The sequence below is a fragment of the Methylotenera mobilis 13 genome, from assembly GCF_000384255.1.
In the GTDB taxonomy this organism is placed as follows: Bacteria; Pseudomonadota; Gammaproteobacteria; order Burkholderiales; family Methylophilaceae; genus Methylotenera; species Methylotenera mobilis_B.
In genome coordinates, this window is record NZ_KB913035.1 from 285,601 (window position 1) to 309,166 (window position 23,566).

Here is a 23,566-nt window from a genome sequence, read left to right on the forward strand (position 1 = left end):
TAGTTAATCAGGTTTCGTTTTGGATGTAATTGAGTACTTGTTGCAAAGCATTAGCAATCAGCGGGCTATTAATCCAGAAAAAGACTTCTTTTCCTATTTTCTCTGACGACAACACGCCAGCGCGGTGTAATACTTTTAGATGATGCGTCACTGCGGTGCGACTGAGTGTGGTGGTGGAAACAATTTGCAGAATGTTTAATTTTTCACCTTTTTCAAAGGCAAGCAGAATCAGCTGCCGATGTTCATCACCTAGTGCGATGAAAATATCTGCAGTATTTTTAAAACTACTTGGAATTTCTGTGACTCGTTTCATAACTATATGATTAGTTATTTAGTTATGTAAGTCAAGAAAATTTTGTTTGATATTTTATGGAAAGCACAAATGAATAGCAGAGTCTGTGAAGTACAGACTCACTAATGTATAACAGATTAGGTTGATAAGCAGTTTATATTAAGTATGTGTCACTGTATTCTTTGGCGCATGTCGAGCAGCAGTCTTTATAGCGCAACACAGTTTTTGTTTGCCTAACTGTATCTAGTGAGCAGACAGAATATGTATTATTTACAACATATTAGTGAGATGTGATTGAGTCATTGTGAAAGTAATTTTTTTCATATAGTATGTGTCAAGATGATTAAGTCAAAGTTTGCTTACATCAATTTCATGCAAAATCAGGTAATTTAAATTTCAGCATTATAAAAACAACCTAATGAACTATAGCTTAAATTCAGTTGCATCTCGAATCAGACTGTTATCGTTAACAGCGCTGATTGCTGTGCTTGGATTTGTCTTTTTTACTCAATTCTCAGATAGCTCAGTTTATAACGATGACACACCTCGTTTACGTATTGCAGAAATGCAAGAGTTTACGGGCGATACGGAGCCACCTTCGCAAGATGAGCCGCCACACGACGGTTTACTCACGAGTGTGGCGTTTATTTTTGCCAATACAGTTGTGCTTTGCATTGTTATTTTCAGCAAGGTATTTCCTCGCCTTACCTTTCTTTACCACGTACGTCCCCGCTCTCCCCCGTTGCGTTAGTCGGTTTAACATGATGTAGCTTTAGTAGGCTGGCTACGCAATAACGCATATTTATTTTCTGGATATTATTTTCGATGAGCACTGCGCCATGCAGTAGTGACTCGACCATGTCATCTATAGTATTCAATGAGTTAAGCGCAAAACCTCCAAGCGTCATCTGTTTTACTGACCGATTTTTCTAGCAAAATCGCTCGTATCATCCTGCTCGTTGCATCCATTAGCAGATTTAATCTCGATGTTATTTCAGCGATTTAGCCTGCTACTGAAGCTCTGCATCAGCATAGTCGAGCTTCATATTCTTAAATTTTATAAATTAGAAATTATATGATCAATAAATTATTTGTTGTTTTGGGCCTAGTCGCGCTTTTGGGTAGCGGCTGCCATCACTCAGAAGAATCGAAAGAAGAAGCGCTAAAACTTGAGGTGACACACCCGTTTCGTAAACATACTTCGATTACCAGAGAGCATGTCAGTCAGATTCATGCATTTAGGCATATTGAATTAAGAGCCTTTGAACGTGGGTACTTACAAGACATTTTTGTGGATGAAGGGCAGATGGTGACCAAGGGTCAGCGCATGTTCAAAATCATGCCGAATTTGTATCAAGTCGATTTGCAGAAATCTAAAGCTGAAGCAGAGATGGTGCGTATTGAATACCAAAACACTAAAGCCTTGAGTGATAAAAATATTGTTTCACCCAATGAGTTGTCACTGGCAAAAGCAAAGCTCGACAAGGCTGAGGCTGAGGTCAAACTTGCACAAACCCACCTAAATTTTACCGATATCAACGCGCCTTTCAGCGGCATTATGGACCATTTTAATGTGAGAAACGGTAGCTTAGTAGATGAGGGTGATTTGTTAACAACGCTTTCTGACATCAGCAAGATGTGGGTGTATTTCAATGTGCCTGAGTCTGAATACTTAGACTACAAGACCAGTAAGAATGATCAATCTCCAGTCAAGGTGAAGTTAAAAATGGCGAATGGGGAAGTATTTGACCAAGCGGGTGTGATTGAAACCATAGAAGCGGATTTTGATAATAAAACTGGCAATATTGAATTCAGAGCGGTTTTCCCAAACCCGAATCAACTGCTTAGGCATGGTGAGACTGGGAATATTTTAATCGATATCCCTTATAAAAATGCCTTAATCATTCCGCAGAAAGCTACTTTCGAAATACTCGACAAGACTTATGTGTACGTTGTGAACAAAGACAATAAGTTGGAGCAAAGGCTGATTACGATTGCTGCTGAGTTGCCACATGTGTTTATTGTGAAGAGCGGCTTAAAAGAAGATGACAAAGTCCTGTTGGAGGGTTTACGCAAAGTACATAACGGTCAAAAAATTGAAATTGATTTTAAGCAGCCAGAGCAAGTGCTTTCTCAATTAGAACTTCATGCTGAATAGTGAAAGAAGAGATTGAAAAATGCTTAATATTTTTATAAAAAGACCAGTGATGGCCATCGTGCTGTCGCTGATGATTGTGTTCTTGGGATTTTTATCCATTAGAACACTGCCAACTTCTCAGTTTCCTGATATTGCACCACCGCGGGTGATTGTTTCTTTAGCATTTCCTGGTGCTAGTGCGGATGTGCTGGTGCAATCCTCTCTTATCACCATTGAACGTGCGATTAATGGTGTGCCAGGCATGAAATATATTATTTCAGATGCGACCAGTGCGGGTGAAGCCACAATACAAGTGATTTTTGCGCTGGGCACCGACCCGAATCAGGCCATGATTAACGTGAAAACGCGTTTAGATCAGGTCATGAGTCGGCTACCAGAACTAGTACAGCTTGAGGGCGTTGTGGTTGAGCGCGTACAGCCTAGTATGCTGATGTATATCAACTTGTTCAGTAAAGATAAAAATGCTGATGAGAAGTTTTTATTTAACTATGCCAACGTCAATGTGATTCCTGAGATTCAGCGCGTTAACGGTATTGCCAGTGCAAAGATTTTAGGTAGCCGCCAGTATGCGATGCGTATTTGGCTTAACCCAGACAGAATGCGGGCTTACAAGGTTTCGATTGATGAGGTGATGAAGGCGATTGGCGAGCAAAGTATTATTGGCCGCCCTGGCCGATTGGGGCAGAGCTCTGGCATTGCTGCACAGTCTAAAGAGTATGTGTTGGTATACAAGGGACGCTATAACAAGCCTGAGGAGTATGGTGACATCATCATCCGCGCTGATTCTGAAGGTGAAATACTGAAGTTGAAAGACTTAGCAAAAATAGAGCTAGGCAGTGAGTTTTTTGATATTTATTCCAACAAAGATGGTTACCCGTCTTCTGCGATTATTTTGAAACAGAACTATGGCAGCAATGCGAGTGAGGTGATTGACCAAGTTAAGGAGAAGATGAAAGAGTTGGAGGGTTCGTTTCCAGCAGGCATGGAATATGAAATTGACTACGATGTTTCTAAATTCTTAGATGCCTCGATTGAAAAGGTGTTGCATACCTTGGTTGAAGCATTTTTGTTGGTGGCATTAGTGGTGTTTATCTTTCTTGGTGATTGGCGCTCTACGCTGATTCCCATATTGGCTGTGCCAGTATCGTTAATTGGTACTTTCTTTTGTATGCAGATGTTTGGCATTACGATTAATCTCATTACCCTATTTGCATTGGTCTTGGCGATTGGCATCGTGGTCGACAATGCGATTGTGGTAGTAGAGGCGGTGCACGCCAAAATGGAGGAAGACGCAGATATTACGCCTTACAAAGCGACTCAAAAAGTACTAGGGGAAATAGGTGGTGCGATTGTGGCCATTACGTTGGTGATGACGGCAGTGTTTGTACCAGTTGCCTTTATGACAGGCCCTGTCGGTGTTTTCTATAGGCAGTTTTCTATTACCATGGCGTCCTCGATTGTGATTTCTGGCGTAGTGGCGCTTTCTTTGACACCAGTACTTTGTGCCATGTTATTGAAAAACCATCATGGACATCCTAAAAGAAAAACACCGATAGGTTACTTCATCGATATGTTTAATCGTTGGTTTGAGCGGCTAACAGGGCGCTACACCAACTTATTAAACAAAGTGGTTACGTTGCGAGCAGTGACTATTCTGGTATTGGCTGGGTTTGCGTTTGGTACTTTTTACATTAACAAAACCTTACCAGCAGGCTTTATCCCTGGTGAAGACCAAGGCCAGATTTACGCCATTATTCAAACGCCACCAGGCAGTACGCTAGAGGCTACCAATAAAGTAGCACGTGAACTGCAAAAAGAGGCCGAGAAAATTGAGGGGATTGCCTCGGTTTCTTCATTAGCTGGCTACGAGATTTTGACTGAAGGCCGTGGCTCCAATGCAGGTACATGTCTGATTAACCTTAAAGACTGGTCTGACCGCGATAAATCTGTGCATGAAATCATTGAAGAGCTGGAAGAAAAGACCAAGAACTTCGGCGCTGTAGTTGAGTTCTTTGAGCCACCTGCTGTGCCTGGGTATGGTGCGGCTTCTGGTCTGGCTTTACGTTTATTGGATAAAACTGATAGCACTGGTTACTATGAGTTTGACAAAATTAATCAGGAGTTCATGGCTGCTTTAGGTAAGCGAAAAGAGTTAACAGGTTTGTTTACTTTTTATGCTGCCAATTACCCACAATATGAGCTAGAAATCGATAATAAGGCTGCCATGCAAAAAGGGGTATCGATTGGTAATGCGATGGAAAATCTCAATATTTTGATTGGTAGTACTTATGAGCAGGGTTTCATCCGCTTCAATAACTTCTTTAAAGTGTATACACAGGCCAGCCCTGAGTTCCGTCGATATCCAAGTGATATTTTGAATTACTACGTTAAAAACGATGATGGTGAAATGGTGCCGTATTCGTCTTTTATGAAGCTTAAGAAGCAGCAGGGTCCGAATGAGATTACTCGGTACAACTTATATAACTCAGCAACGATTCGTGCCACCCCTGCTAAAGGCTATACCACTGACGATGCAATAAAAGCTGTGCAGGAAGTAGCAACAGCAACGCTGCCGCATGGATATGACATTGGCTGGGAGGGTTTGTCTTTTGATGAAGCCAAACGAGGCAATGAAGCCGTGATTATTTTTGCCGTGGTGCTGGTGTTTGTTTACATGGTGTTAGCGGCACAGTACGAAAGCTTCCTGTTGCCACTTGCCGTGATTCTGTCATTGCCTGCTGGTATTTTTGGCACATTTCTATTACTCAAAACCTTAGGTCTAGCCAATGATATTTATGCGCAACTTGGGCTGGTCATGCTGGTTGGTTTGTTAGGCAAGAATGCAGTATTAATTGTGGAATTTGCCGTACAAAAACACGAGCAAGGGATGTCGGTAGCTGCGGCGGCGATAGAAGGTGCGAAAGCACGTTTCCGCCCTATTTTAATGACATCGTTTGCATTTATTGCTGGGTTGATTCCGCTGGTGGTTGCAACTGGTGCAGGTGCAGTTGGCAACCGCACCATCGGTACCTCTGCGTTAGGAGGGATGCTATTTGGCACGGTATTTGGTGTGATTCTAATCCCTGGACTTTACTACATATTTGCAAAAATGGAAGAGGGTAAGTCATTGATTAAAAATGAAGACTTTGAGCCTTTAACCGAGTTGTATCACTACAATAGAGATGATAATGATGAATAAACACAGCTACATTCGCTTGGCAGTCATCGGTGCGTTAGCACTGATGATGCAGGCTTGCTCTATCCCGTTGTTAACCACGAAAAAGGCAGACACTCAACTGCCTGATCACTTCAATAATCGTGCTCAGGAGGCAGAGAATACTGCCGACGTTAACTGGAAGGAGTTCTTTGAAGATCCGTATCTACCAGCCTTGATTGATACGGCGATTGGTAACAATAAAGAAGTGAATATTTTAATTCAACGTATCAGTATCGCATCCAATGAGATTCAGGCGCGTAAGGGTGAGTACCAGCCTTTTGTTAATTTCGGCGCAGGTGCTGAGGTTGAAAAAGTCGGGCGCTATACCCGCAATGGTGCCGTAGAGGAAAATCTGGAAATTAAAGAAGGTAAGTCATTTCCAGAGTATTTAGGCAACTATCAGTTTGGGCTTTACTCATCGTGGGAGTTGGATGTTTGGAAGAAGTTAAGAAATGCAACCAAAGTCGCCACCATGGAGTACATGGCTTCTATCGAAGGCAAAAACTTCTTAGTCACGAACCTAGTGGCAGAAATTGCCAATGCTTACTATGAACTCATTGCCTTAGATAACCAGCTAGAGAATTTGGAACAAAATATTCAAATTCAGCAAAACGCGTTGGAAGTCACCAAGCAGCTTAAGGAGTACGCGAGAGCCACCTCTTTGGCTGTGAAGCGTTTTGAGGCAGAAGTTAAGAAAAACCAGAGCAAGCAATATGTGATTAAGCAGCAAATGGTTGAGTTAGAAAACCGCATTAACTTTTTGCTAGGCAGAACGCCGCAATCTATCCAAAGGGCCTCATCAGGCTTTATGGCTAAAAAGCCTAAGATTATTCAGGCTGGCGTGCCCTCTCAGTTGCTGCAACATCGGCCAGATATCAGAAAAGCAGAGTTAGAGCTCGCTGCGGCAGATTTAAATATTGCGGTGGCGAAAGCAAATTTCTACCCTTCATTTGCAATACGGGCTGGGTTAGGGTTTCAGGCATTTAACCCAAAATATTTGCTCAACACGCCTGAATCTTTAATGTTCTCAATTGCTGGTGATGCAATGGCGCCGCTGATTAATCGTAATGCGATTACTGCCGTGTATAAAAATGCAAATGCAATGCAAATTCAAGCGGCTTACGATTATGAGCAAACCATTATCAACGCTTATGGTGAGGTGTCTAATCAGCTTTCAAGTATTGATAACTTAGAAAAGAACTATCAACTTAAAAGTACGCAGGTTGAGGCTTTAGCTGAATCTGTTGATGTAGCTAACCAGTTGTTTAAATCCGCAAGAGCAGACTATTTGGAAGTGCTGCTAACGCAACGAGAAGCTTTAGAAGCAAAAAGTGAACTAATAGAGACTAAGCAGAAGCAGATAGTCGCAATGGTCGGTCTATATAGAGCACTTGGTGGTGGGTGGAAGTAAGCTGGGCTAGTGCTTTATGTGATTCGTTAGTAATAATGTCCTAACGAATCACAAAATCGCCATTCACCCAAGTGTTACATTCCTTATCGCAATTGCTAAAGCTTTAAAGAGACGCCTAGATTTCTAGGCCATGATTATTTTTATAAAATATTTGGAGTACTAATGAAATTGTTCAAATTATTTATTTTTAGCATTTTCATCACGGCTAACGTAAATGCGAATGAAAGCAACGTTGAATACGATGCAGCTGCTACTCAGAAATTACAACCTCAACCATCAGCAGTGAAAGCTATTGATGAATGTAAGGTAGCTACAAAGCGTGTTTTGGAAGGGAAATTACATCAGCATGATGTGTTAAAAACCCAATTTTTGGGTAAAAGGCCGTACATGGATACAAACAATAAATAGTCACTCACTAGCATAGATTATGTAGAAGCCAGTTTTTATTACTTTCGCAAAATCTATATGATATTGAATGGATATAGAAAATTTAATAATCAGTATCAATCAATAGACATGAAAAAAGGGGCGCTAGAAGCGCCCCTTTGATTTACTAGTGTTTAGAACTAGTTGTGATATGCACGTTCACCGTGTTGGCTTGTATCTAAACCTTCACGTTCAGATTCTTCGCTTACACGTAAACCGATTAACACATCTACAATCTTGAAGGCAATGAATGAAACCACTGCTGATAACAAGATTGCAGTACCTACTGCATAAAGTTGAGCAGTCATTTGTGCACCAAAGTCGTAAGCTGCTACGCCGTTTGCTACATAATCAACTACACCTGCGCCACCTAGTGCTGGGTTAACAAACACGCCAGTCGCTAATGCACCGAAGATACCGCCAATTGCGTGGATACCGAAAACATCTAATGCATCATCGTAACCTAGTAAGTATTTCACTTTCGCCACCATGAAGTAACAGATTGGTGATACTAACAAGCCGATCACGATTGCACCCATTGGACCTACGAAGCCACAAGCTGGAGTAATTGCTACTAAACCTGCTACAGCACCAGACACTGCACCTAACATTGATGGTTTGCTTTTTAGTAACCACTCAGAGAATGTCCAAGACAATGTTGCTGCACCAGTTGCAATGATTGTGTTTACTAAAGCAAGCGCTGCGTAACCGTTAGCTTCAAGGTTAGAACCAGCGTTGAAACCAAACCAGCCCACCCATAGTAATGCTGCACCAACCATGGTTAAAGTTAAGCTATGAGGAGTCATTGCTTCTTTACCGTAACCGATACGTTTACCAACCATGATTGCACCAACTAAACCAGCAACACCAGCATTGATATGTACAACGGTACCGCCTGCAAAGTCTAGTGCACCTTTAGCCCATAACCAACCTGCGTTCGCTACGACAGTTTCAAGAGAAGCTGCATCAGTAATTGCATCTGGACCATCCCAGTACCAAACCATGTGTGCTAGTGGCAAGTAAGCAAATGTGAACCACAACACCATAAATGCTAAGATTGCAGAGAACTTCATACGCTCAGCAAATGCACCAATGATGAGTGCCGGTGTGATGGCTGCAAACGTTAATTGGAACGCAACAAAGACTAGTTCAGGAATATAAACACCTTTGCTGAAGGTTGCACCTAATGATTCAGGAGTAACGCCAGCAAGGAAAGCTTTACCTAAACCGCCAAAGAATGGGCTGCCGCCTGTAAAAGCAATGCTGTAACCATAAATCGCCCACAATACTGCCATGAGTGAGAAAATCATGAATACTTGCATCAATACGGACAACATATTCTTTTGACGAACTAAGCCACCATAGAACAATGCCAAGCCAGGGATGACCATTAGAGTGACCAGCACGGTTGCGATTAACATCCACGCTGTGTCACCCTTGTTTGGTACTGGCGTTGGCGCGGCCTCTGCAGGAGCTGCCTCTGTTGCAGCCGGTGCAACTTCTGCTACAGGAGCGACAGCCTCAGCAACTGGAGCCACTTCAGTTGTTGTTACAGTTTCAGCTGCTGGCGCAGCATCTTCTGCTAATGTGTTACCTGTAAAGCCAAAACCTAGCATGGTAACTAAAGCAAACATCGAGAGTAATTTCTTCATCATGATCCCCTTATAGCGCTTCTACGCCGGTTTCACCGGTGCGAATACGGTAGACTTCTTCTAGATTGAAGATAAAAATCTTACCATCACCAATCTTGCCAGTCGCTGCTGATTTTTCAATCGCATCTACTACTTGGTCTAGTAATTCATCTTTAATCGCTACTTCTAATTTAACTTTAGGTAAAAAGTCTACCACGTACTCAGCGCCACGATATAGCTCGGTGTGACCCTTTTGGCGCCCAAACCCTTTTACTTCGGTGACAGTGATACCCTGTACTCCGATGATTGAAAGCGCCTCGCGCACTTCGTCAAGCTTAAAAGGCTTGATAATTGCGGATACAAATTTCATGAATGTCTCCTAGATTGATATTAACAATGACGGGTTTTGGTCCGTCATTTCTTTAGATTTAATTAGAATGAGCGACCTAAGGTTACAACTAGGCGATCTTTTGTTAAATCTCTAGTTTCGAAGTTGCCGTTGAAACTTGCACCACCAAAGCCATTTTTACCCCAGTAGCCTTTGTTTCCCCCGTTTGTAGCACCTACGTAATATACGCCAGCATTCCAGCCTTCAGATTTAAGTACACTGAATGATTTGCTTAAGCCTACCTTGTAGTCTGTGTAGTCAGGATTGTCTTCATTAGCAGTGTTTGCGCTGCTAGAAACAGTTAAATCAAGTTTGCCAGCAACGTTTAAATGGCCAACGTGACCCACTAAAGTTAGGTCCCACCATGGTAATGGATATGCTGCGTTCATCTCAAGATATGTTGTACCGCTGGTGCTACCATCCCAACCAGTGCTTTTCTCTGCGCCGAACCAGTCGCCTAATGTTACAGATGCTTTAGCACTTAACCATTTGTATGATAAGCCAAAGTTAGCTTCATAAGTGTTCCAACGACCACCTTTTGGTGTTTGGTTAGGAACATTTTGGTAACTATATTTTTTCCAAGTACCATTTGGGTAAAAATAACCAATCGCACCAACAGTGTAACCTAAGCCTTCAATTGCTGAAATTGAACCATTATAACCAGCGTATGCATCAATCTCTAGTGATGCATCCGGGAAAGTGTTAGGAGAGATGCTTGAACCCCAAATGCCAGTATAAAAACCGCTTGAGTGAGTTAGGTCAACACCGCCTTGTAATGCTGGTTTGTGCCATGATTGTGAAACACCACGAACGTAGTAGTCAGATACTAAGCCAATGTTAGATGATAATGTCCAAGTAGGCTCTGCCTCTTTAGTTACTGCAGCTTCTGCAGCTTCTTCTGCAGCTGAAGCGAAAGATGGTGCTACGAGAGCACTCAGAACTGCCAGTGATAGTAATGATTTACGCATGCTATTAACTCCAAATAAAAAAGTGTTATCTAAAAAATACACGATTTTGTTAAAGCAAGTGGCGTGCCAACAATAAAAACGTTTAAAATCAACAAGATATTAAATTGTCTGATTATTGTGTTTATGTAACGCTGGTAAATAATCTGATAAACTAGGCTTAATTAACTAGGAGTTTATCATGCTAGATACCCATAAAATTAATGAAATATCCAATAAAATCAAAGAGGTAGTAGCATCATCTCCTTTGGCGGATGTAGAGAAAAACGTAAATGCACTATTAAAGAGCGCATTCACCAAAATGGAGCTTGTGACGCGAGAGGAGTTTGAGGTGCAAGCGGAGGTGCTACGTCACACGCGTGAAAAACTTGATTTATTAGAAGCTCGCTTGGCTGAATTGGAAGGACAGTAAGCCTTATGAGTTTGGCTGTATTGTATAGTCGTGCGCTGACAGGCATGGATGCACCGCAGGTTGTAGTGGAAGTGCATCTTGCAAACGGCTTACCTAGCTTTACCATAGTCGGTTTGCCTGAAGCTGAAGTTAAAGAGAGTAAAGACCGTGTGCGCGCAGCTTTGCAAACCGCTCAGTTTGAATTTCCCGCACGACGTATTACTGTCAATTTAGCACCAGCAGATTTACCTAAGGAGAGTGGGCGCTATGATTTACCCATCGCATTGGGTATTCTTGCCGCCAGTGGTCAGATTCCTGTTTCATCTTTATCTCAATATGAGTTTGCTGGTGAGTTGGCCCTGACAGGCGAGTTGCGCCCAGTTCGTGGTGCATTGGCAATGACTTATAAGTCTTATCAAAGTGGGCGCGCTTTTATTTTGCCTACCGAAAGTGCGGTCGAAGCTGCATTAGTGAATGATGCCATCATTTATCCAGCAAAAAGTTTGCTAGAAGTGTGCGCACATTTAACCGGGCGCACTTTATTAGTGCAGCTAGATGCCCAGCGACAAGCACAGCCTATTATTTATCCTGATTTTAGCGAAGTTAAGGGACAGTCTGGGCCAAAGCGTGCTTTGGAAATTGCAGCTGCTGGTGGCCATAGTGTGATTATGAGCGGCCCGCCAGGTACAGGTAAAAGTATGTTGGCAAGCCGCTTTGTTGGTATATTGCCTAGCATGGCAGAGGATGAAGCTTTGGAGTCGGCCGCACTACAGTCGTTAAATGGCCATTATAAAATTGAGCATTGGAAGCGTCGTCCATTTCGGTCACCACATCATACTGCTTCTGGAGTAGCTTTGGTCGGTGGAGGAGGCATTCCGCGCCCAGGTGAAATTTCACTAGCGCATCGCGGCGTTTTATTTTTAGATGAGCTGCCAGAGTTTGACCGCAAAGTGTTGGAGGTGTTACGTGAGCCTTTGGAGAGCGGTCATATCACCATTTCGCGTGCAGCACGTCAGGCTGATTTTCCTGCACAGTTTCAGTTAATTGCTGCGATGAATCCTTGCCCTTGTGGGTATTTAGGGCATTTCAACAATAAGTGTCGTTGTACGCCAGATCAGGTTTCGCGTTATAAAGGCAAAATCTCAGGCCCGTTGTTAGACCGCATCGATTTACATATAGAAGTAGCAGCATTAAAAGAAGACGAGCTTACTAAAGCTGCCGATGCGGAAGCGAGTGAGGTTATTCGTAGCAGGGTGGAAAAAGCACGTGATGTACAGCTGCAGCGGCAGGGTAAAGCGAATTTTGCGCTAGGTAGCGCAGAAATAGATCAACACTGTCAGCCTGATGAGGCCGGATTATCCTTGCTCAAAACAGCGATATCGCGTCTAAATCTATCAGCGCGTGCCTATCATCGCATCTTAAAAGTGGCGCGTAGTATTGCCGATTTGGCAGGTGATGCGGATATTAAACCCGTACACATTGCAGAGGCTGTGCAATATAGACGTGGTGACGTGTAGAACTAGATACGGCAAGTAGATACTTGCATGATAAAATTGAGAAAATTTTAACGACTGATTTTCATGGCTCATTTAACGATATCTCCGATAGAAACCAAATTACGCACTTTGTTAGCGCAGCGCATCCTCATTCTAGATGGTGCGATGGGGACGATGATCCAGCAATATAAGCTGACCGAAGCAGACTATCGTGGCGAGCGATTTACTGACTTTAAAGCGCCAGTAGGTGAACGGGAGTTGTTTGTCAAAGGTAATAACGAATTATTGACTTTAACTCAACCTGCGATTATTCAAGAGATTCACGAAAAATACCTAGCAGCTGGTGCAGATATCATTGAAACCAACACGTTTGGAGCCACGGCTGTTGCGCAAGATGACTACCATATGGCGCATCTGGTGTATGAAATGAACGTAGAGGCAGCAAAGTTAGCGAAGGCTGCTTGCGCTAAATACAGTACACCAGAGAAACCGCGTTTTGTAGCAGGTGCATTGGGCCCTACACCAAAAACTGCCTCTATCTCGCCTGATGTAAATGACCCAGCTGCACGTAATGTGAATTTTGATCAGTTGGTGAATGCTTACTTAGAGCAAACGCGAGCATTGGTTGAAGGCGGTGCAGATATCTTAATGGTAGAAACTATCTTTGATACGCTTAACTGTAAAGCCGCATTATTCGCAATTGATGCATTTTTTGAAGAGGTGGGCTATACCCTGCCCCTCATGATTTCAGGCACGGTAACCGATGCCTCTGGACGTATTTTATCTGGCCAAACAGTCACGGCATTTTGGCATTCTGTGCGCCATGCTAAACCGCTCACCATTGGTTTGAATTGTGCACTAGGCGCTACTTTAATGCGTCCTTATGTAGAAGAGTTGTCATCGATTGCAGATACTTTTGTGTGTATCTACCCCAATGCTGGCTTGCCCAACCCGATGTCAGACACTGGCTTTGATGAAACGCCAGAAGTGACCTCAAGTTTAGTAAAAGAGTTTGCGTTGAGTAATTTCTTGAACATTGCAGGCGGCTGTTGCGGAACCACGCCAGCGCATATCAATGCGATTTACAACGAAGTCAAAGACTTACCGCCACGTCAGCTTCCAGTACTGCCGCGCACCTTGAAATTGTCTGGCTTAGAGCCATTTGTGATTGATGATGACTCGCTATTTGTGAATGTGGGCGAGCGTACCAATGTGACGGGTTCTAAGGCCTTTGCTCGTCTGATTATCAACGAGCAATATGATGAAGCGCTAACTGTAGCGCGTCAGCAGGTTGAGAACGGTGCGCAGGTGATTGATATCAACATGGATGAAGGCATGTTGGACGCAATCAAGGCAATGACTCACTTTTTGAACTTGGTGGCATCAGAGCCAGATATCGCGCGCGTGCCGATTATGATCGATTCCAGTAAATGGTCAGTGATTGAGGCTGGGCTGAAATGTGTCCAAGGTAAAGCAATCGTCAACTCTATTTCCATGAAAGAAGGCGAAGAAGAGTTCATTCGTCAGGCGAAATTATGCAAGCGCTACGGCGCCGCCGCTATTGTGATGGCGTTCGACGAAAAAGGTCAGGCCGATACCTTTGAGCGTAAGATTGAGATTTGCAAGCGCGCTTATGATTTATTGGTAAAAGCGCTAGATTTCCCGCCGGAAGATATTATATTCGACCCGAATATTTTCGCGATTGCGACTGGTATTGAAGAGCATAACAACTACGCCGTTGATTTTATCAACGCGACACATTGGATCAAACAACATCTGCCTTACGCCAAGATTTCTGGTGGTGTATCTAATGTAAGCTTTAGCTTTAGGGGTAACGACCCTGCGCGTGAAGCGATTCACACCGTGTTTTTATACCATGCCATCAAGGCTGGCATGACCATGGGTATCGTCAACGCCGGTATGATGGGTGTGTATGACGATTTACCTGCGGAACTTAAAGAGCGTGTGGAAGACGTGGTGCTTAACCGTGTGGTTGACCCCAATAATCCACTAGCCGCTACTGAGCGCATGATTGAGATTGCCAGCACGCTTGTGGCTGGGGGTAAAAAAGAAGCGGCGACGCTAGAGTGGCGCGGCACGCCAGAAAACCCTGTGCCAGTTGAGAAGCGCCTGAGTCACGCCATGGTGCATGGCATTACCGAATTTATTGTAGAAGATACCGAAGAAGCACGGCAAAAAGTCGCAGCGGCTGGTGGCAGACCGATTCATGTGATTGAAGGCCCACTCATGGATGGCATGAACGTGGTCGGTGATTTGTTCGGCCAAGGCAAGATGTTCTTGCCGCAAGTGGTGAAATCCGCACGCGTGATGAAATCTGCTGTTGCGCACCTGATTCCGTTTATTGAAGCGGAAAAAGCGGCAGACGAAGCACGCACGGGGATTGTAGCTAAACCTAAAGGCAAAATGGTAATTGCAACAGTAAAAGGCGATGTGCACGACATCGGCAAAAACATCGTTTCTGTGGTGCTGCAATGTAATAACTTTGAAGTAGTGAATATGGGCGTCATGGTGCCTGCATCAGAGATATTAGCCATGGCTAAAGCCGAAAAGGCCGACATTATTGGTTTGTCTGGTTTGATTACCCCGTCATTAGAAGAAATGGCACACGTTGCGCGTGAGATGCAGCGCGACCCCTATTTCCAAAGTCAGCAAATGCCACTATTAATTGGTGGTGCTACTACTTCACGTGCCCATACTGCGGTAAAAATAGCACCGCATTACGATGGTCCGATTGTTTATGTGGCCGATGCTTCACGTTCGGTGACGGTAATGCAAAACTTACTCACGCCTGAAACACGGGGTGCTTATTTGGCTGAGATTCAGGCAGATTACGAAAAAGCGCGTACGCAGCATGCTAATAAAAAAGGCACGCCGATGTTAACTATCGCTGAGGCGCGTGCCAATAAAGCAGATCTTTCATTTGCAGGCGAAGATGCACCAGTGAAACCTAAATTCATCGGTCGTCGCGAAATTAAAAATGCAGACTTGAGCATCATTGCGCAATACATCGATTGGACACCATTCTTCCAAACTTGGGATTTGGCAGGTTTTTATCCAGCCATCTTAAAAGATGAGGTGGTTGGCGATGCCGCGACCAAGGTATTCAGCGAGGCGCAAGCTATGCTCAAAAAGATCATCGATGGTCGCTGGTTGACAGCTAACGGTGTCGTTGCTTTGCATCCTGCCAACAGGGTACACGATGATGATATTGAGATTTACACCGATGAAACCCGTGAGCAGGTTGCGTTTACCTATTACGGTATGCGCCAGCAAACCGTAAAACCTGTCATTGATGGCATTGCCCGCCCTAACCAATGTTTAGCGGATTTTATTGCACCTAAAGGTACCCCAGACTATATCGGCTTGTTCGCAGTGACGGCTGGCTTAGGCATTGAAAAGCATGAGAAGAATTTTGAAGATGCACATGACGACTACAGCAGTATCATGCTTAAAGCCTTGGCAGACAGGTTAGCTGAAGCGTTTGCCGAGTATATGCATGAGCGCGTCCGTGTTGACTTCTGGGGCTATGCCCCGAATGAAAGCCTAAGTAAAGAAGCGCTCATTAAAGAGCAATACCAAGGTATTCGACCTGCCCCAGGCTACCCTGCCTGCCCCGACCATACGGTTAAACCAGATATGTTTAAGTTGCTACAAGCGGAGACTATTGGCATGGCATTGACCGAGTCATTTGCCATGTCGCCAGGCGCTGCGGTGTCAGGTTTCTATTTTGCACATCCAGAAAGTAAGTATTTCAGTGTGGATAAAATTGGCACAGATCAACTACAGGATATGGCAGAGCGTAGAGGGTTAACTAAAGACTATTTAGAGCGCTGGTTAGCACCGAATCTATCTTAAATTTCCAAAATTTTGTGGTTTAGAAACAAATAAAAATCTTATGCATATTCATATATTAGGTATTTGCGGTACATTCATGGGCGGTATCGCAGTGCTGGCTAAGGCTGCTGGCCATAAAGTCACAGGCTGTGATGCCAATGTTTATCCGCCAATGAGCACGCAGCTAGAGGCGCAAGGGGTGGAGTTGATTGAGGGCTTCGACCCATCGCAAACAGCGCTTAACCCAGATATTTATGTGATTGGTAATGTGGTGTCACGCGGCAATCCTTTAATGGAAGCGATTTTAAATCAAGGCTTGCCGTATATTTCAGGCCCGCAATGGCTGGCAGAGAATGTGTTGCAGGGTAAGTGGGTGCTAGCAGTAGCTGGTACGCATGGCAAAACTACAACAAGTTCTATGTTGGCGTGGATATTGGACTATGCAGGCTTAGCACCTGGATTCCTGATTGGCGGAGTGCCTGAGAATTTTTCAGCATCCGCACGTCTGCCACAAACACCAGTACAAGATAAAAACAGCGTATCGCCTTTTTTTGTGATTGAAGCGGATGAGTATGACACCGCTTTTTTTGATAAGCGTTCCAAGTTTGTGCATTATCGTCCACGTACTGCGGTACTAAATAATCTTGAGTTTGACCATGCGGATATTTTTGAAGATTTAAATGCGATTGAAAAGCAGTTTCACCACTTGGTCAGAACAGTACCTCAACAAGGCTTAGTCGTTGTCAACGGTAAAGAAGCCAGTTTGCAACGAGTGCTCGATAAAGGTTGCTGGACACCTGTAGAGAAGTTTGGCACGGATGACGACTGGCATGCAGTTAATGCACAAGGCAACGGTAGTTTTGATGTTGTTTACAAAGGACAAATGCAAGGACATGTGGCTTGGGGGCTGTTAGGCGAGCACAATCGCATGAATGCACTGGCAAGCATTGCTGCTGCACGTCACGCTGGCGTTGCTGTTGAGGTCAGTATTGCTGCCTTAACCGCATTTAAGAACGTGAAGCGCCGCATGGAAGTGCGTGGTGAAAGTCGAGGTGTGGTGGTGTATGATGATTTTGCTCATCACCCAACCGCGATTGAAACTACTATTGCAGGTTTACGCGCGAAAGTAGGTGCGGCACGAATCTTGGCAGTATTAGAGCCTCGTTCTAACACCATGAAGCTAGGCGTAATGAAAAATGCCTTACCTGCTAGCTTGGCACAAGCTGACTTGGTATTTTGTTATCAGGCGAATTTAGGTTGGGATGCCGGTGCGGCACTTGCGTCAATCGCCAATAAAACGCAAGTACATGACGATCTGACGCAGTTAATTCTTGCCATTAAGCAAGTAGCAACCGCTGGTGACCATGTATTGGTGATGAGTAATGGTGGTTTTGGTGGTATTCATCAGAAATTACTCGATGCTTTAAAAGAAGTGTAGACATTTGGCAAAGCAACCTACAAAAGTAGCGTTACATTCATCGACCTCACTCATTGTAAAAATCAAATCAATGAGTGTGATGACGATTGCGCTCAGTATTTCTTTACTCGTGCATTTAGTGATTCTTAGTATCCATTTCGAACCAGAGCTTAAAAAATTTCGCGATAAGTTACCAGTATTAGAAGTGGTGCTGGTTAATACAAAAACAAAAGCAAAACCTGACAATACAGAAGTCTATGCACAAGCAAATCTGGATCGCGGTGGCAATACAGATTTAGATCGGCAAATGAAAACGGCTTTACCTGCATTAAAACAGCAGCAAGCAGATGTGACACTAAAGCCAGTGGTGAATGTTAAGCAAAGTGCTAAGGCTAGTGAACAGCCATCAGATGAGACACAGGCACAAAAAAATGTAGCTGCGCTAGAAAAACAAGCACAAGCATTAATGACCCAGCTTGAGGCGAAGCACACGGTTGAATCTCAACCAGTACAAAAAGCCAAAGCAACAGAAGTAGATACTCTCCCACAGGAAAGCCAAAGCAAGAGAATTAATCTACAGGACATCACTGCGGCTGCGCTAGAAATGGACCGTCTAGAAGCGTTAATTGCCAAGCAGCAGGATGAGTATCAAAAACGACCTAAGCGCAAGTTTGTCGGTGGCCGCGCGCAGGAATATCGCTATGCGCTATATGTAGAAGCCTGGCGCCAAAAAGTAGAGAAGATTGGTAATCTTAATTATCCGGAAGCTGCAAAGAACTTAAAGCTGTATGGACAGCTACAACTAACTGTTTCAATTAAGGCCGATGGTAGTATTGAGTCTATAGAAGTTAATCGTAGCTCTGGGCATAAGGTGCTGGATGCGGCTGCTCAACATATTGTTGAGTTAGGTGCCCCCTATGCTAGGTTTCCTGACGATGTGCGAAAAGAAATCGACGTATTGAGCATCACCAGAACATGGACCTTTACTAAAGAAGATAGTCTAGCAACGGAATAACTTTGCGCGTGTTTTTTATATTGCTTTTGCGATAGACTCGTTATTTAAGCTGCTGTGCTTAGGTATATTAGTAATGTGCATCCTCTTAATAATTTCTTGAGCATTCATAACGTTTGCACTATTTCAGAACTTTCTAATTAACGGTTAACTTTTTAATGACTAGTCACTTCCAATATCACGTATTTTTCTGCTTAAATCAGCGCGAAGGCGGTGCAGCTTGCTGTATGGACAATGGCGCGGAACAGGCTTTTGATCACATGAAGTCACGTGTGAAAAAGCTCAACTTGAACGGTGTGGGTAAAGTGCGCATTAACCGTGCTGGTTGTTTAGATCGCTGTAACGAAGGCCCTGTCATGGTAGTTTATCCTCAAGCCGTTTGGTACACCTTTGTGGATAACGATGATATTGATGAAATTATAGAAAGCCACTTAGTCAATGGTAAAGTGGTTGAGCGACTCTTGGTTTAATCTGCAGATAGATAATAACTTATTAGATTAAAGTTAATTTAACTTGGATTAAGCGCACACTCAATCAGTGTGTTCATATTCTCTGCCAACACCTGCTTCATTTTCGCATCAAGCGGTGATGTGTTGCTTTCACGCATAGCCTCACCCCAATGCGAGTTTGGAAAATGTTTGTCATGCTCAAAGCGCGGAATCACATGCCAATGGATATGCGGGGTTTTATTACCTAAGCTGGCTAAATTTATTTTGTCAGGGTTGAGTGCTTCCCTTAATGCAGTTTCCACCGCAAACACCACTTTCATCATGCGCGCGCGGTCTTGCGGTGCTAAATCAGTCATTTCTTTAATATGGTCTAGTAACTCTACACGACAATAAGCTGGGTAATCTTCATCGTTAAGCAACACCACACGGCAGAAATCATCTAGCCATAATATTTCATGGGGCGTGGGTTCGCATAATGGGCAACTCATTTAATCCCTTTTAAAACTAATAAAAATAGACGATTAAGAAGCAGTTAGCATTCGGTCTAACGTGAGTTTTGCTAGTTTTGCTTCATGCGCTGGTACCTTAATCTGGTTCACTACCTTACCTTCCACCAAATTCTCCAGTACCCATGCTAGGTGTTGCGGGTCAATACGCGCCATCGTAGAGCATTCACACACTACATGGCTCATAAACTGTACAAGTTTACCTTCTGGTTTCATTTGTTCTGCTAGACGGTTCACTAAGTTTAACTCAGTACCCACCAGCCATTTTGTATTGGCAGGCGCATCACTAATCGTTTTCAAAATATATTCAGTAGAGCCCACATAGTCAGAGTGTTGGCAAACTTCAAACGGTGCTTCTGGGTGCGAAATCACAAATCCATCAGGATGTTCTTCTCGGAATTTAGTGATATTTTGGAGGCGGAACATCTGGTGCACAGCACAATGACCTTTCCACAACAAAATCTTCGCATTCTTGATTTGCTCTACAGTTAAGCCACCTAGCGGTTGGTCAGGGTCCCACACCGGCATTTGTTCTAGTGGAATGCCCATTTTGTAACCGCTCCAGCGACCTAAGTTTTGGTCAGGGAAGAACAACACTTTTTCACGTTGTGCAAATCCCCATTCTAGAATTTTTGGTGCGTTGGTGCTCGTACATACAATGCCACCATGCTCACCGCAAAACGCTTTAAGGTCAGCAGCCGAGTTAATGTAAGTAATCGGCGTGATTTGCTCATCAAAATTAAGTACTTTATTCAGTTCGCGGTAACTACGTTCAACTTTAGCAAGGTTTGCCATGTCCGCCATTGAGCAACCTGCGGCAAGGTCAGGCAAAATCGCGATTTGCTCTGGGCGGCTTAAGATGTCGGCAACCTCGGCCATAAAGTGCACCCCTAGAAATACAATGTACTCAGCATCTAGGTTTTCAGTGTAGCGAGAGAGTTTAAGTGAGTCACCAGTGAAATCAGCATGGCGATACACGCTTTCGTGTTGGTAGTGGTGCCCTAAAATAACAAGGCGTTTCCCTAATTTCTCTTTGGCGGCAATAATCCGGCGCTGACAGTCCGCATCGTCTGCGGCTTGAAATTTTTCAAATTTAATTGGGGCGGCTGGTATGGTTGCAATAGACATAGTATTTTCTAAAAGTGCGCACGCTAAAGCGTATATTTTATAACGGAAACATAGAATAAGTCGACGAGCGGGATGAAGCACAAGGCGCACGGAACGCAGCAGCCGAGATAGTACGATTTGTACATCGAGGTCGCGAGTCCCGCGCAACGACGTGATTCGCACACGTAGTCATTTATTCTATGTTTCCTAAAGTTAATTGATGTCGTTCACCTAATCGTCTTAATGCATCTACATTTGTCCACGAAAACACCCGTTTTGCAGCCTCACGCCAATCGACCCATTCATATTGCAAATGTTCGTCAGGCGCCAGTGTAACGGGCAAGGGACTAGGTAGCACTAAGCCGAATAAGTGTTCGCGGTTCTCTGTGACGCCAGGCGCATAGCGATGGCGCCAATGAGGGTAAATTTCATACACATTTGAAACTTGCCAATCTTCCAAAGCGAATTGCTTAGCATCTATGCCTGTTTCCTCAGACACTTCACGAACGGCTGCCTGATAGGGTGTTTCATCACCCTCAATGCTACCCGTGACTGATTGCCAAAATCCTGCCTTATCTGCACGTTCCATAATTAACACTTTTAAATCAGGTGTGTGGATCAGTACAAGCGCAGAAACTGGGGTTTTATACGTTTTCAATGTGGATTGTTGGCCGTGTTAATGGTTTATGACTGAACCGTATTGGTTTTAGCAGCGCTAGTGAGGTTTTTTGGCAGTTGAAATACAACGCTTTCAACCACACCTTGCAACTCCTGAACATTACCCGCGCCAAAGTTCTGTAATTGCGCAATCACTTCTTTCACTAATACCTCTGGGGCAGAAGCACCGGCAGATACCCCTACTTTTTTCTTGTTAGCTAACCATTCTGGTTTTAAGTAACTGGCGTTATCCACCATGTAGGCATCAATGCCTTGGTTTTTTGCAACTTCACGCAAGCGGTTAGAGTTTGAGCTATTAGGTGAACCTACGATAATCACCAAGTCACAATCTTGCGCCATGATTTTCACTGCATCCTGTCGATTTTGCGTGGCATAACAAATGTCATCGCTTTTCGGCGCGTTAATATGTGGAAATTTCTCTTTTAGTGCGTTGATGACTAAAGCTGCATCATCCATGGAGAGTGTGGTTTGTGTTACGTAAGCGAGCTTAGCAGGGTCTTTCACAGTTAATACAGCAACATCTTCAGGCGTTTCTACTAAGTACATTCCGGTGCTGTTTGTCGTATCGCTTGCTTGATGATCGTCGGTGCTAGTTTGCTCAACTTGCCCCATTGTCCCCTCAACTTCAGGGTGGCCTTTGTGACCAATCATCACGATCTCCATCCCTGCCTTGCGCATTTTCTCAACTTCTATATGCACCTTCGTTACTAACGGACAGGTCGCGTCGTAGGCAGTCAGCCCGCGTGATTCAGCTTCTGCCCTTACCGCTTTTGACACGCCATGTGCGCTAAAAATGACGATACTGCCACTAGGAATTTCATCTAACTCTTCAACGAATACTGCACCTTTGGCACGTAGCTCATCGACGACAAATTTGTTATGCACTACTTCATGGCGCACGTAAATCGGCGCACCGAATTTATCTAAGGCTTGTTCCACGATAATAATAGCGCGGTCAACGCCCGCACAAAACCCGCGAGGGTTAGCAAGTACGATAGCGGCTTCGATTGAAGGCGCTTCGCCTGTAGGCTGGTGTTTCAGAGTGGTTTGTTCAGGGTTCATATTTCATCAACATTCAAATTGCATCAAGCGCTGAGCGCATCAGGTATAATTGCTTCTTTTAAAATAATTAAATTAAAAATATTTTCAGTGAGTCGGCATCACCCAATATTGGGTTAGCTGGCATTAAGTTAGCTGGACTATACATTTTTACTATGAAAAATACTGCAACCCTACTGATTACTTGCCCAGATACTAAAGGCATTGTCGCAGCAATCGCTGATTTCTTACTTCAGCACAATGCTAATATTTTACACGCAGACCAACATCAGGATGCGGAAAATAATCTATTTTTAATGCGCGTTGAATGGGATCTTACAGGATTCAATTTAAATGAAGCGAGCTTTAATCAGGCATTCTCTGAAGTTGCTAACAAATTTAGCATGCAGTGGCAGCTTAAATTATCTCAGCATAAAACGCGCGTCGCCATTATGGTATCCCAATATGACCATTGTTTAGCTGATTTGTTGCATCGTCATAAAAGTGGGGAATTGGCCTGTGAAATACCTTTAGTGATTAGTAACCATCGTGATACTGAAGCGCTAGTTAAATTTTATGGCATTGATTTTCATCATATTGAAGTCAATAAAGACAATAAGTCTCAAGCTGAAGCTGCTCAATTTAAGCTCTTTGCGGATTACAACATTGATTTAATCGTGTTGGCGCGCTATATGCAGATTTTATCGCCAGACTTTGTATCACGCTACCCGCAACGTATTATCAATATTCATCATTCTTTCTTGCCAGCCTTTATTGGTGCGCGACCTTATCACCGCGCATTTGAGCGTGGTGTTAAATTGATTGGTGCAACCAGCCACTATGTGACAGAAGTGTTAGATGAAGGTCCCATTATCGAGCAAGGCATAGACCGCATTTCGCATCGAGATCAAGTAGAAGACCTTATTCAAAAAGGGCGTGATCTGGAGCGCGTTGTCTTATCAAAAGCGGTACGCTGGCATATTGAAAACCGTATTCTGCTATACGCGAACAAGACGGTTATTTTTGATTAAGAACATTCAATTAGTTAAGCCGGTAATTAATTAAGCTAGTCCAGTAAAAAAGCGCAGATTAATCTGCGCTTTTTTTATCAATTGTTTGTTAGCAACAA

The 23,566-nt window shown here is 43.7% G+C and carries 20 protein-coding genes; 12 read left to right on the forward strand and 8 right to left on the reverse strand.

Annotated features, from left to right (window positions below):
- Positions 1-7: 7 nt before the first annotated feature.
- Complete coding sequence (locus tag A391_RS0101370; protein ID WP_019896832.1) at positions 8-313, reverse strand: ArsR/SmtB family transcription factor; 306 nt, start codon at positions 311-313, stop codon at positions 8-10.
- A gap of 397 nt (positions 314-710) precedes the next feature.
- Here A391_RS0101370 and A391_RS0101375 point away from each other — a divergent pair, with 397 nt between their 5' ends.
- The 5 genes from A391_RS0101375 (at position 711) to A391_RS0101395 (ending at position 7,486) form a co-directional block, all read left to right on the forward strand.
- Positions 711-1,043 (forward strand): hypothetical protein, encoded by a 333-nt coding sequence (locus A391_RS0101375; RefSeq protein ID WP_019896833.1) that lies wholly within the window; start codon positions 711-713, stop codon positions 1,041-1,043.
- 324 nt (positions 1,044-1,367) lie between these two features.
- Complete coding sequence (locus A391_RS0101380) at positions 1,368-2,450, forward strand: efflux RND transporter periplasmic adaptor subunit (RefSeq protein ID WP_019896834.1); 1,083 nt, start codon at positions 1,368-1,370, stop codon at positions 2,448-2,450.
- 19 nt (positions 2,451-2,469) lie between these two features.
- Entirely contained in the window at positions 2,470-5,649 is a 3,180-nt protein-coding gene (locus A391_RS0101385) for an efflux RND transporter permease subunit (protein ID WP_019896835.1), read from the forward strand.
- Positions 5,639-7,078: a TolC family protein gene (locus A391_RS0101390; RefSeq protein ID WP_019896836.1), complete on the forward strand. Its 1,440-nt coding sequence runs from the start codon at positions 5,639-5,641 to the stop codon at positions 7,076-7,078. The genes A391_RS0101385 and A391_RS0101390 overlap by 11 nt, the downstream gene beginning before the upstream one ends.
- A gap of 162 nt (positions 7,079-7,240) precedes the next feature.
- A complete protein-coding gene (locus tag A391_RS0101395) occupies positions 7,241-7,486 on the forward strand; it encodes a hypothetical protein (protein ID WP_019896837.1) in 246 nt (81 codons plus the stop codon).
- Between the two features lie 158 nt (positions 7,487-7,644).
- Here A391_RS0101395 and A391_RS0101400 read toward each other — a convergent pair whose 3' ends face one another.
- The 3 genes from A391_RS0101400 to A391_RS0101410 all read right to left on the reverse strand — a co-directional run bounded on the left by A391_RS0101400 (position 7,645) and on the right by A391_RS0101410 (position 10,491).
- Positions 7,645-9,156, reverse strand: a complete 1,512-nt coding sequence (locus A391_RS0101400) for an ammonium transporter (protein ID WP_019896838.1) — start codon at positions 9,154-9,156, stop codon at positions 7,645-7,647.
- Positions 9,157-9,166: 10 nt separating this feature from the next.
- A complete protein-coding gene (locus tag A391_RS0101405) occupies positions 9,167-9,505 on the reverse strand; it encodes a P-II family nitrogen regulator (protein WP_015833227.1) in 339 nt (112 codons plus the stop codon).
- Between the two features lie 62 nt (positions 9,506-9,567).
- Positions 9,568-10,491: a TorF family putative porin gene (locus A391_RS0101410; protein WP_019896839.1), complete on the reverse strand. Its 924-nt coding sequence runs from the start codon at positions 10,489-10,491 to the stop codon at positions 9,568-9,570.
- Between the two features lie 178 nt (positions 10,492-10,669).
- Between A391_RS0101410 and A391_RS0101415 the strand changes: the two genes are divergently transcribed.
- The 6 genes from A391_RS0101415 (at position 10,670) to A391_RS0101440 (ending at position 19,129) form a co-directional block, all read left to right on the forward strand.
- On the forward strand, positions 10,670-10,900 hold the full coding sequence (locus A391_RS0101415; RefSeq protein ID WP_019896841.1) for an accessory factor UbiK family protein: 231 nt from the start codon (positions 10,670-10,672) through the stop codon (positions 10,898-10,900).
- A gap of 5 nt (positions 10,901-10,905) precedes the next feature.
- Complete coding sequence (locus A391_RS0101420; protein WP_019896842.1) at positions 10,906-12,396, forward strand: YifB family Mg chelatase-like AAA ATPase; 1,491 nt, start codon at positions 10,906-10,908, stop codon at positions 12,394-12,396.
- 63 nt (positions 12,397-12,459) lie between these two features.
- Positions 12,460-16,251, forward strand: a complete 3,792-nt coding sequence (metH, locus tag A391_RS0101425) for a methionine synthase (protein WP_019896843.1) — start codon at positions 12,460-12,462, stop codon at positions 16,249-16,251.
- Positions 16,252-16,291: 40 nt separating this feature from the next.
- Positions 16,292-17,668, forward strand: a complete 1,377-nt coding sequence (mpl, locus tag A391_RS0101430) for a UDP-N-acetylmuramate:L-alanyl-gamma-D-glutamyl-meso-diaminopimelate ligase (RefSeq protein ID WP_019896844.1) — start codon at positions 16,292-16,294, stop codon at positions 17,666-17,668.
- Positions 17,669-17,672: 4 nt separating this feature from the next.
- Complete coding sequence (locus tag A391_RS0101435) at positions 17,673-18,662, forward strand: TonB family protein (RefSeq protein WP_019896845.1); 990 nt, start codon at positions 17,673-17,675, stop codon at positions 18,660-18,662.
- 155 nt (positions 18,663-18,817) lie between these two features.
- Positions 18,818-19,129 (forward strand): (2Fe-2S) ferredoxin domain-containing protein, encoded by a 312-nt coding sequence (locus A391_RS0101440; RefSeq protein WP_019896846.1) that lies wholly within the window; start codon positions 18,818-18,820, stop codon positions 19,127-19,129.
- Between the two features lie 38 nt (positions 19,130-19,167).
- Here A391_RS0101440 and A391_RS0101445 read toward each other — a convergent pair whose 3' ends face one another.
- From A391_RS0101445 to ispH, 4 genes are all read right to left on the reverse strand, one after another.
- On the reverse strand, positions 19,168-19,596 hold the full coding sequence (locus A391_RS0101445; protein WP_019896847.1) for an HIT family protein: 429 nt from the start codon (positions 19,594-19,596) through the stop codon (positions 19,168-19,170).
- Between the two features lie 33 nt (positions 19,597-19,629).
- On the reverse strand, positions 19,630-20,742 hold the full coding sequence (nadA, locus tag A391_RS0101450) for a quinolinate synthase NadA (protein ID WP_019896848.1): 1,113 nt from the start codon (positions 20,740-20,742) through the stop codon (positions 19,630-19,632).
- 172 nt (positions 20,743-20,914) lie between these two features.
- Positions 20,915-21,379, reverse strand: coding sequence for a dihydroneopterin triphosphate diphosphatase (gene nudB, locus A391_RS0101455; RefSeq protein WP_019896849.1), 465 nt, complete (start codon positions 21,377-21,379; stop codon positions 20,915-20,917).
- A 26-nt stretch (positions 21,380-21,405) separates the two neighbouring features.
- Complete coding sequence (ispH, locus tag A391_RS0101460; RefSeq protein ID WP_019896850.1) at positions 21,406-22,461, reverse strand: 4-hydroxy-3-methylbut-2-enyl diphosphate reductase; 1,056 nt, start codon at positions 22,459-22,461, stop codon at positions 21,406-21,408.
- Positions 22,462-22,613: 152 nt separating this feature from the next.
- On the opposite strand from ispH, the gene purU reads away from it, so the two are divergent.
- A complete protein-coding gene (gene purU, locus A391_RS0101465; RefSeq protein WP_019896851.1) occupies positions 22,614-23,468 on the forward strand; it encodes a formyltetrahydrofolate deformylase in 855 nt (284 codons plus the stop codon).
- Positions 23,469-23,566 lie beyond the last annotated feature (98 nt).

Coding starts and splice junctions, on each gene's coding strand:
- A391_RS0101370 (WP_019896832.1), bottom strand. CDS start 313: ATGAAACGAGTCACAGAAATTCCAAGTAGTTTTAAAAATACTGCAGAT.
- A391_RS0101375 (WP_019896833.1), top strand. CDS start 711: ATGAACTATAGCTTAAATTCAGTTGCATCTCGAATCAGACTGTTATCG.
- A391_RS0101380 (WP_019896834.1), top strand. CDS start 1,368: ATGATCAATAAATTATTTGTTGTTTTGGGCCTAGTCGCGCTTTTGGGT.
- A391_RS0101385 (WP_019896835.1), top strand. CDS start 2,470: ATGCTTAATATTTTTATAAAAAGACCAGTGATGGCCATCGTGCTGTCG.
- A391_RS0101390 (WP_019896836.1), top strand. CDS start 5,639: ATGATGAATAAACACAGCTACATTCGCTTGGCAGTCATCGGTGCGTTA.
- A391_RS0101395 (WP_019896837.1), top strand. CDS start 7,241: ATGAAATTGTTCAAATTATTTATTTTTAGCATTTTCATCACGGCTAAC.
- A391_RS0101400 (WP_019896838.1), bottom strand. CDS start 9,156: ATGAAGAAATTACTCTCGATGTTTGCTTTAGTTACCATGCTAGGTTTT.
- A391_RS0101405 (WP_015833227.1), bottom strand. CDS start 9,505: ATGAAATTTGTATCCGCAATTATCAAGCCTTTTAAGCTTGACGAAGTG.
- A391_RS0101410 (WP_019896839.1), bottom strand. CDS start 10,491: ATGCGTAAATCATTACTATCACTGGCAGTTCTGAGTGCTCTCGTAGCA.
- A391_RS0101415 (WP_019896841.1), top strand. CDS start 10,670: ATGCTAGATACCCATAAAATTAATGAAATATCCAATAAAATCAAAGAG.
- A391_RS0101420 (WP_019896842.1), top strand. CDS start 10,906: ATGAGTTTGGCTGTATTGTATAGTCGTGCGCTGACAGGCATGGATGCA.
- metH (WP_019896843.1), top strand. CDS start 12,460: ATGGCTCATTTAACGATATCTCCGATAGAAACCAAATTACGCACTTTG.
- mpl (WP_019896844.1), top strand. CDS start 16,292: ATGCATATTCATATATTAGGTATTTGCGGTACATTCATGGGCGGTATC.
- A391_RS0101440 (WP_019896846.1), top strand. CDS start 18,818: ATGACTAGTCACTTCCAATATCACGTATTTTTCTGCTTAAATCAGCGC.
- A391_RS0101445 (WP_019896847.1), bottom strand. CDS start 19,596: ATGAGTTGCCCATTATGCGAACCCACGCCCCATGAAATATTATGGCTA.
- nadA (WP_019896848.1), bottom strand. CDS start 20,742: ATGTCTATTGCAACCATACCAGCCGCCCCAATTAAATTTGAAAAATTT.
- ispH (WP_019896850.1), bottom strand. CDS start 22,461: ATGAACCCTGAACAAACCACTCTGAAACACCAGCCTACAGGCGAAGCG.
- purU (WP_019896851.1), top strand. CDS start 22,614: ATGAAAAATACTGCAACCCTACTGATTACTTGCCCAGATACTAAAGGC.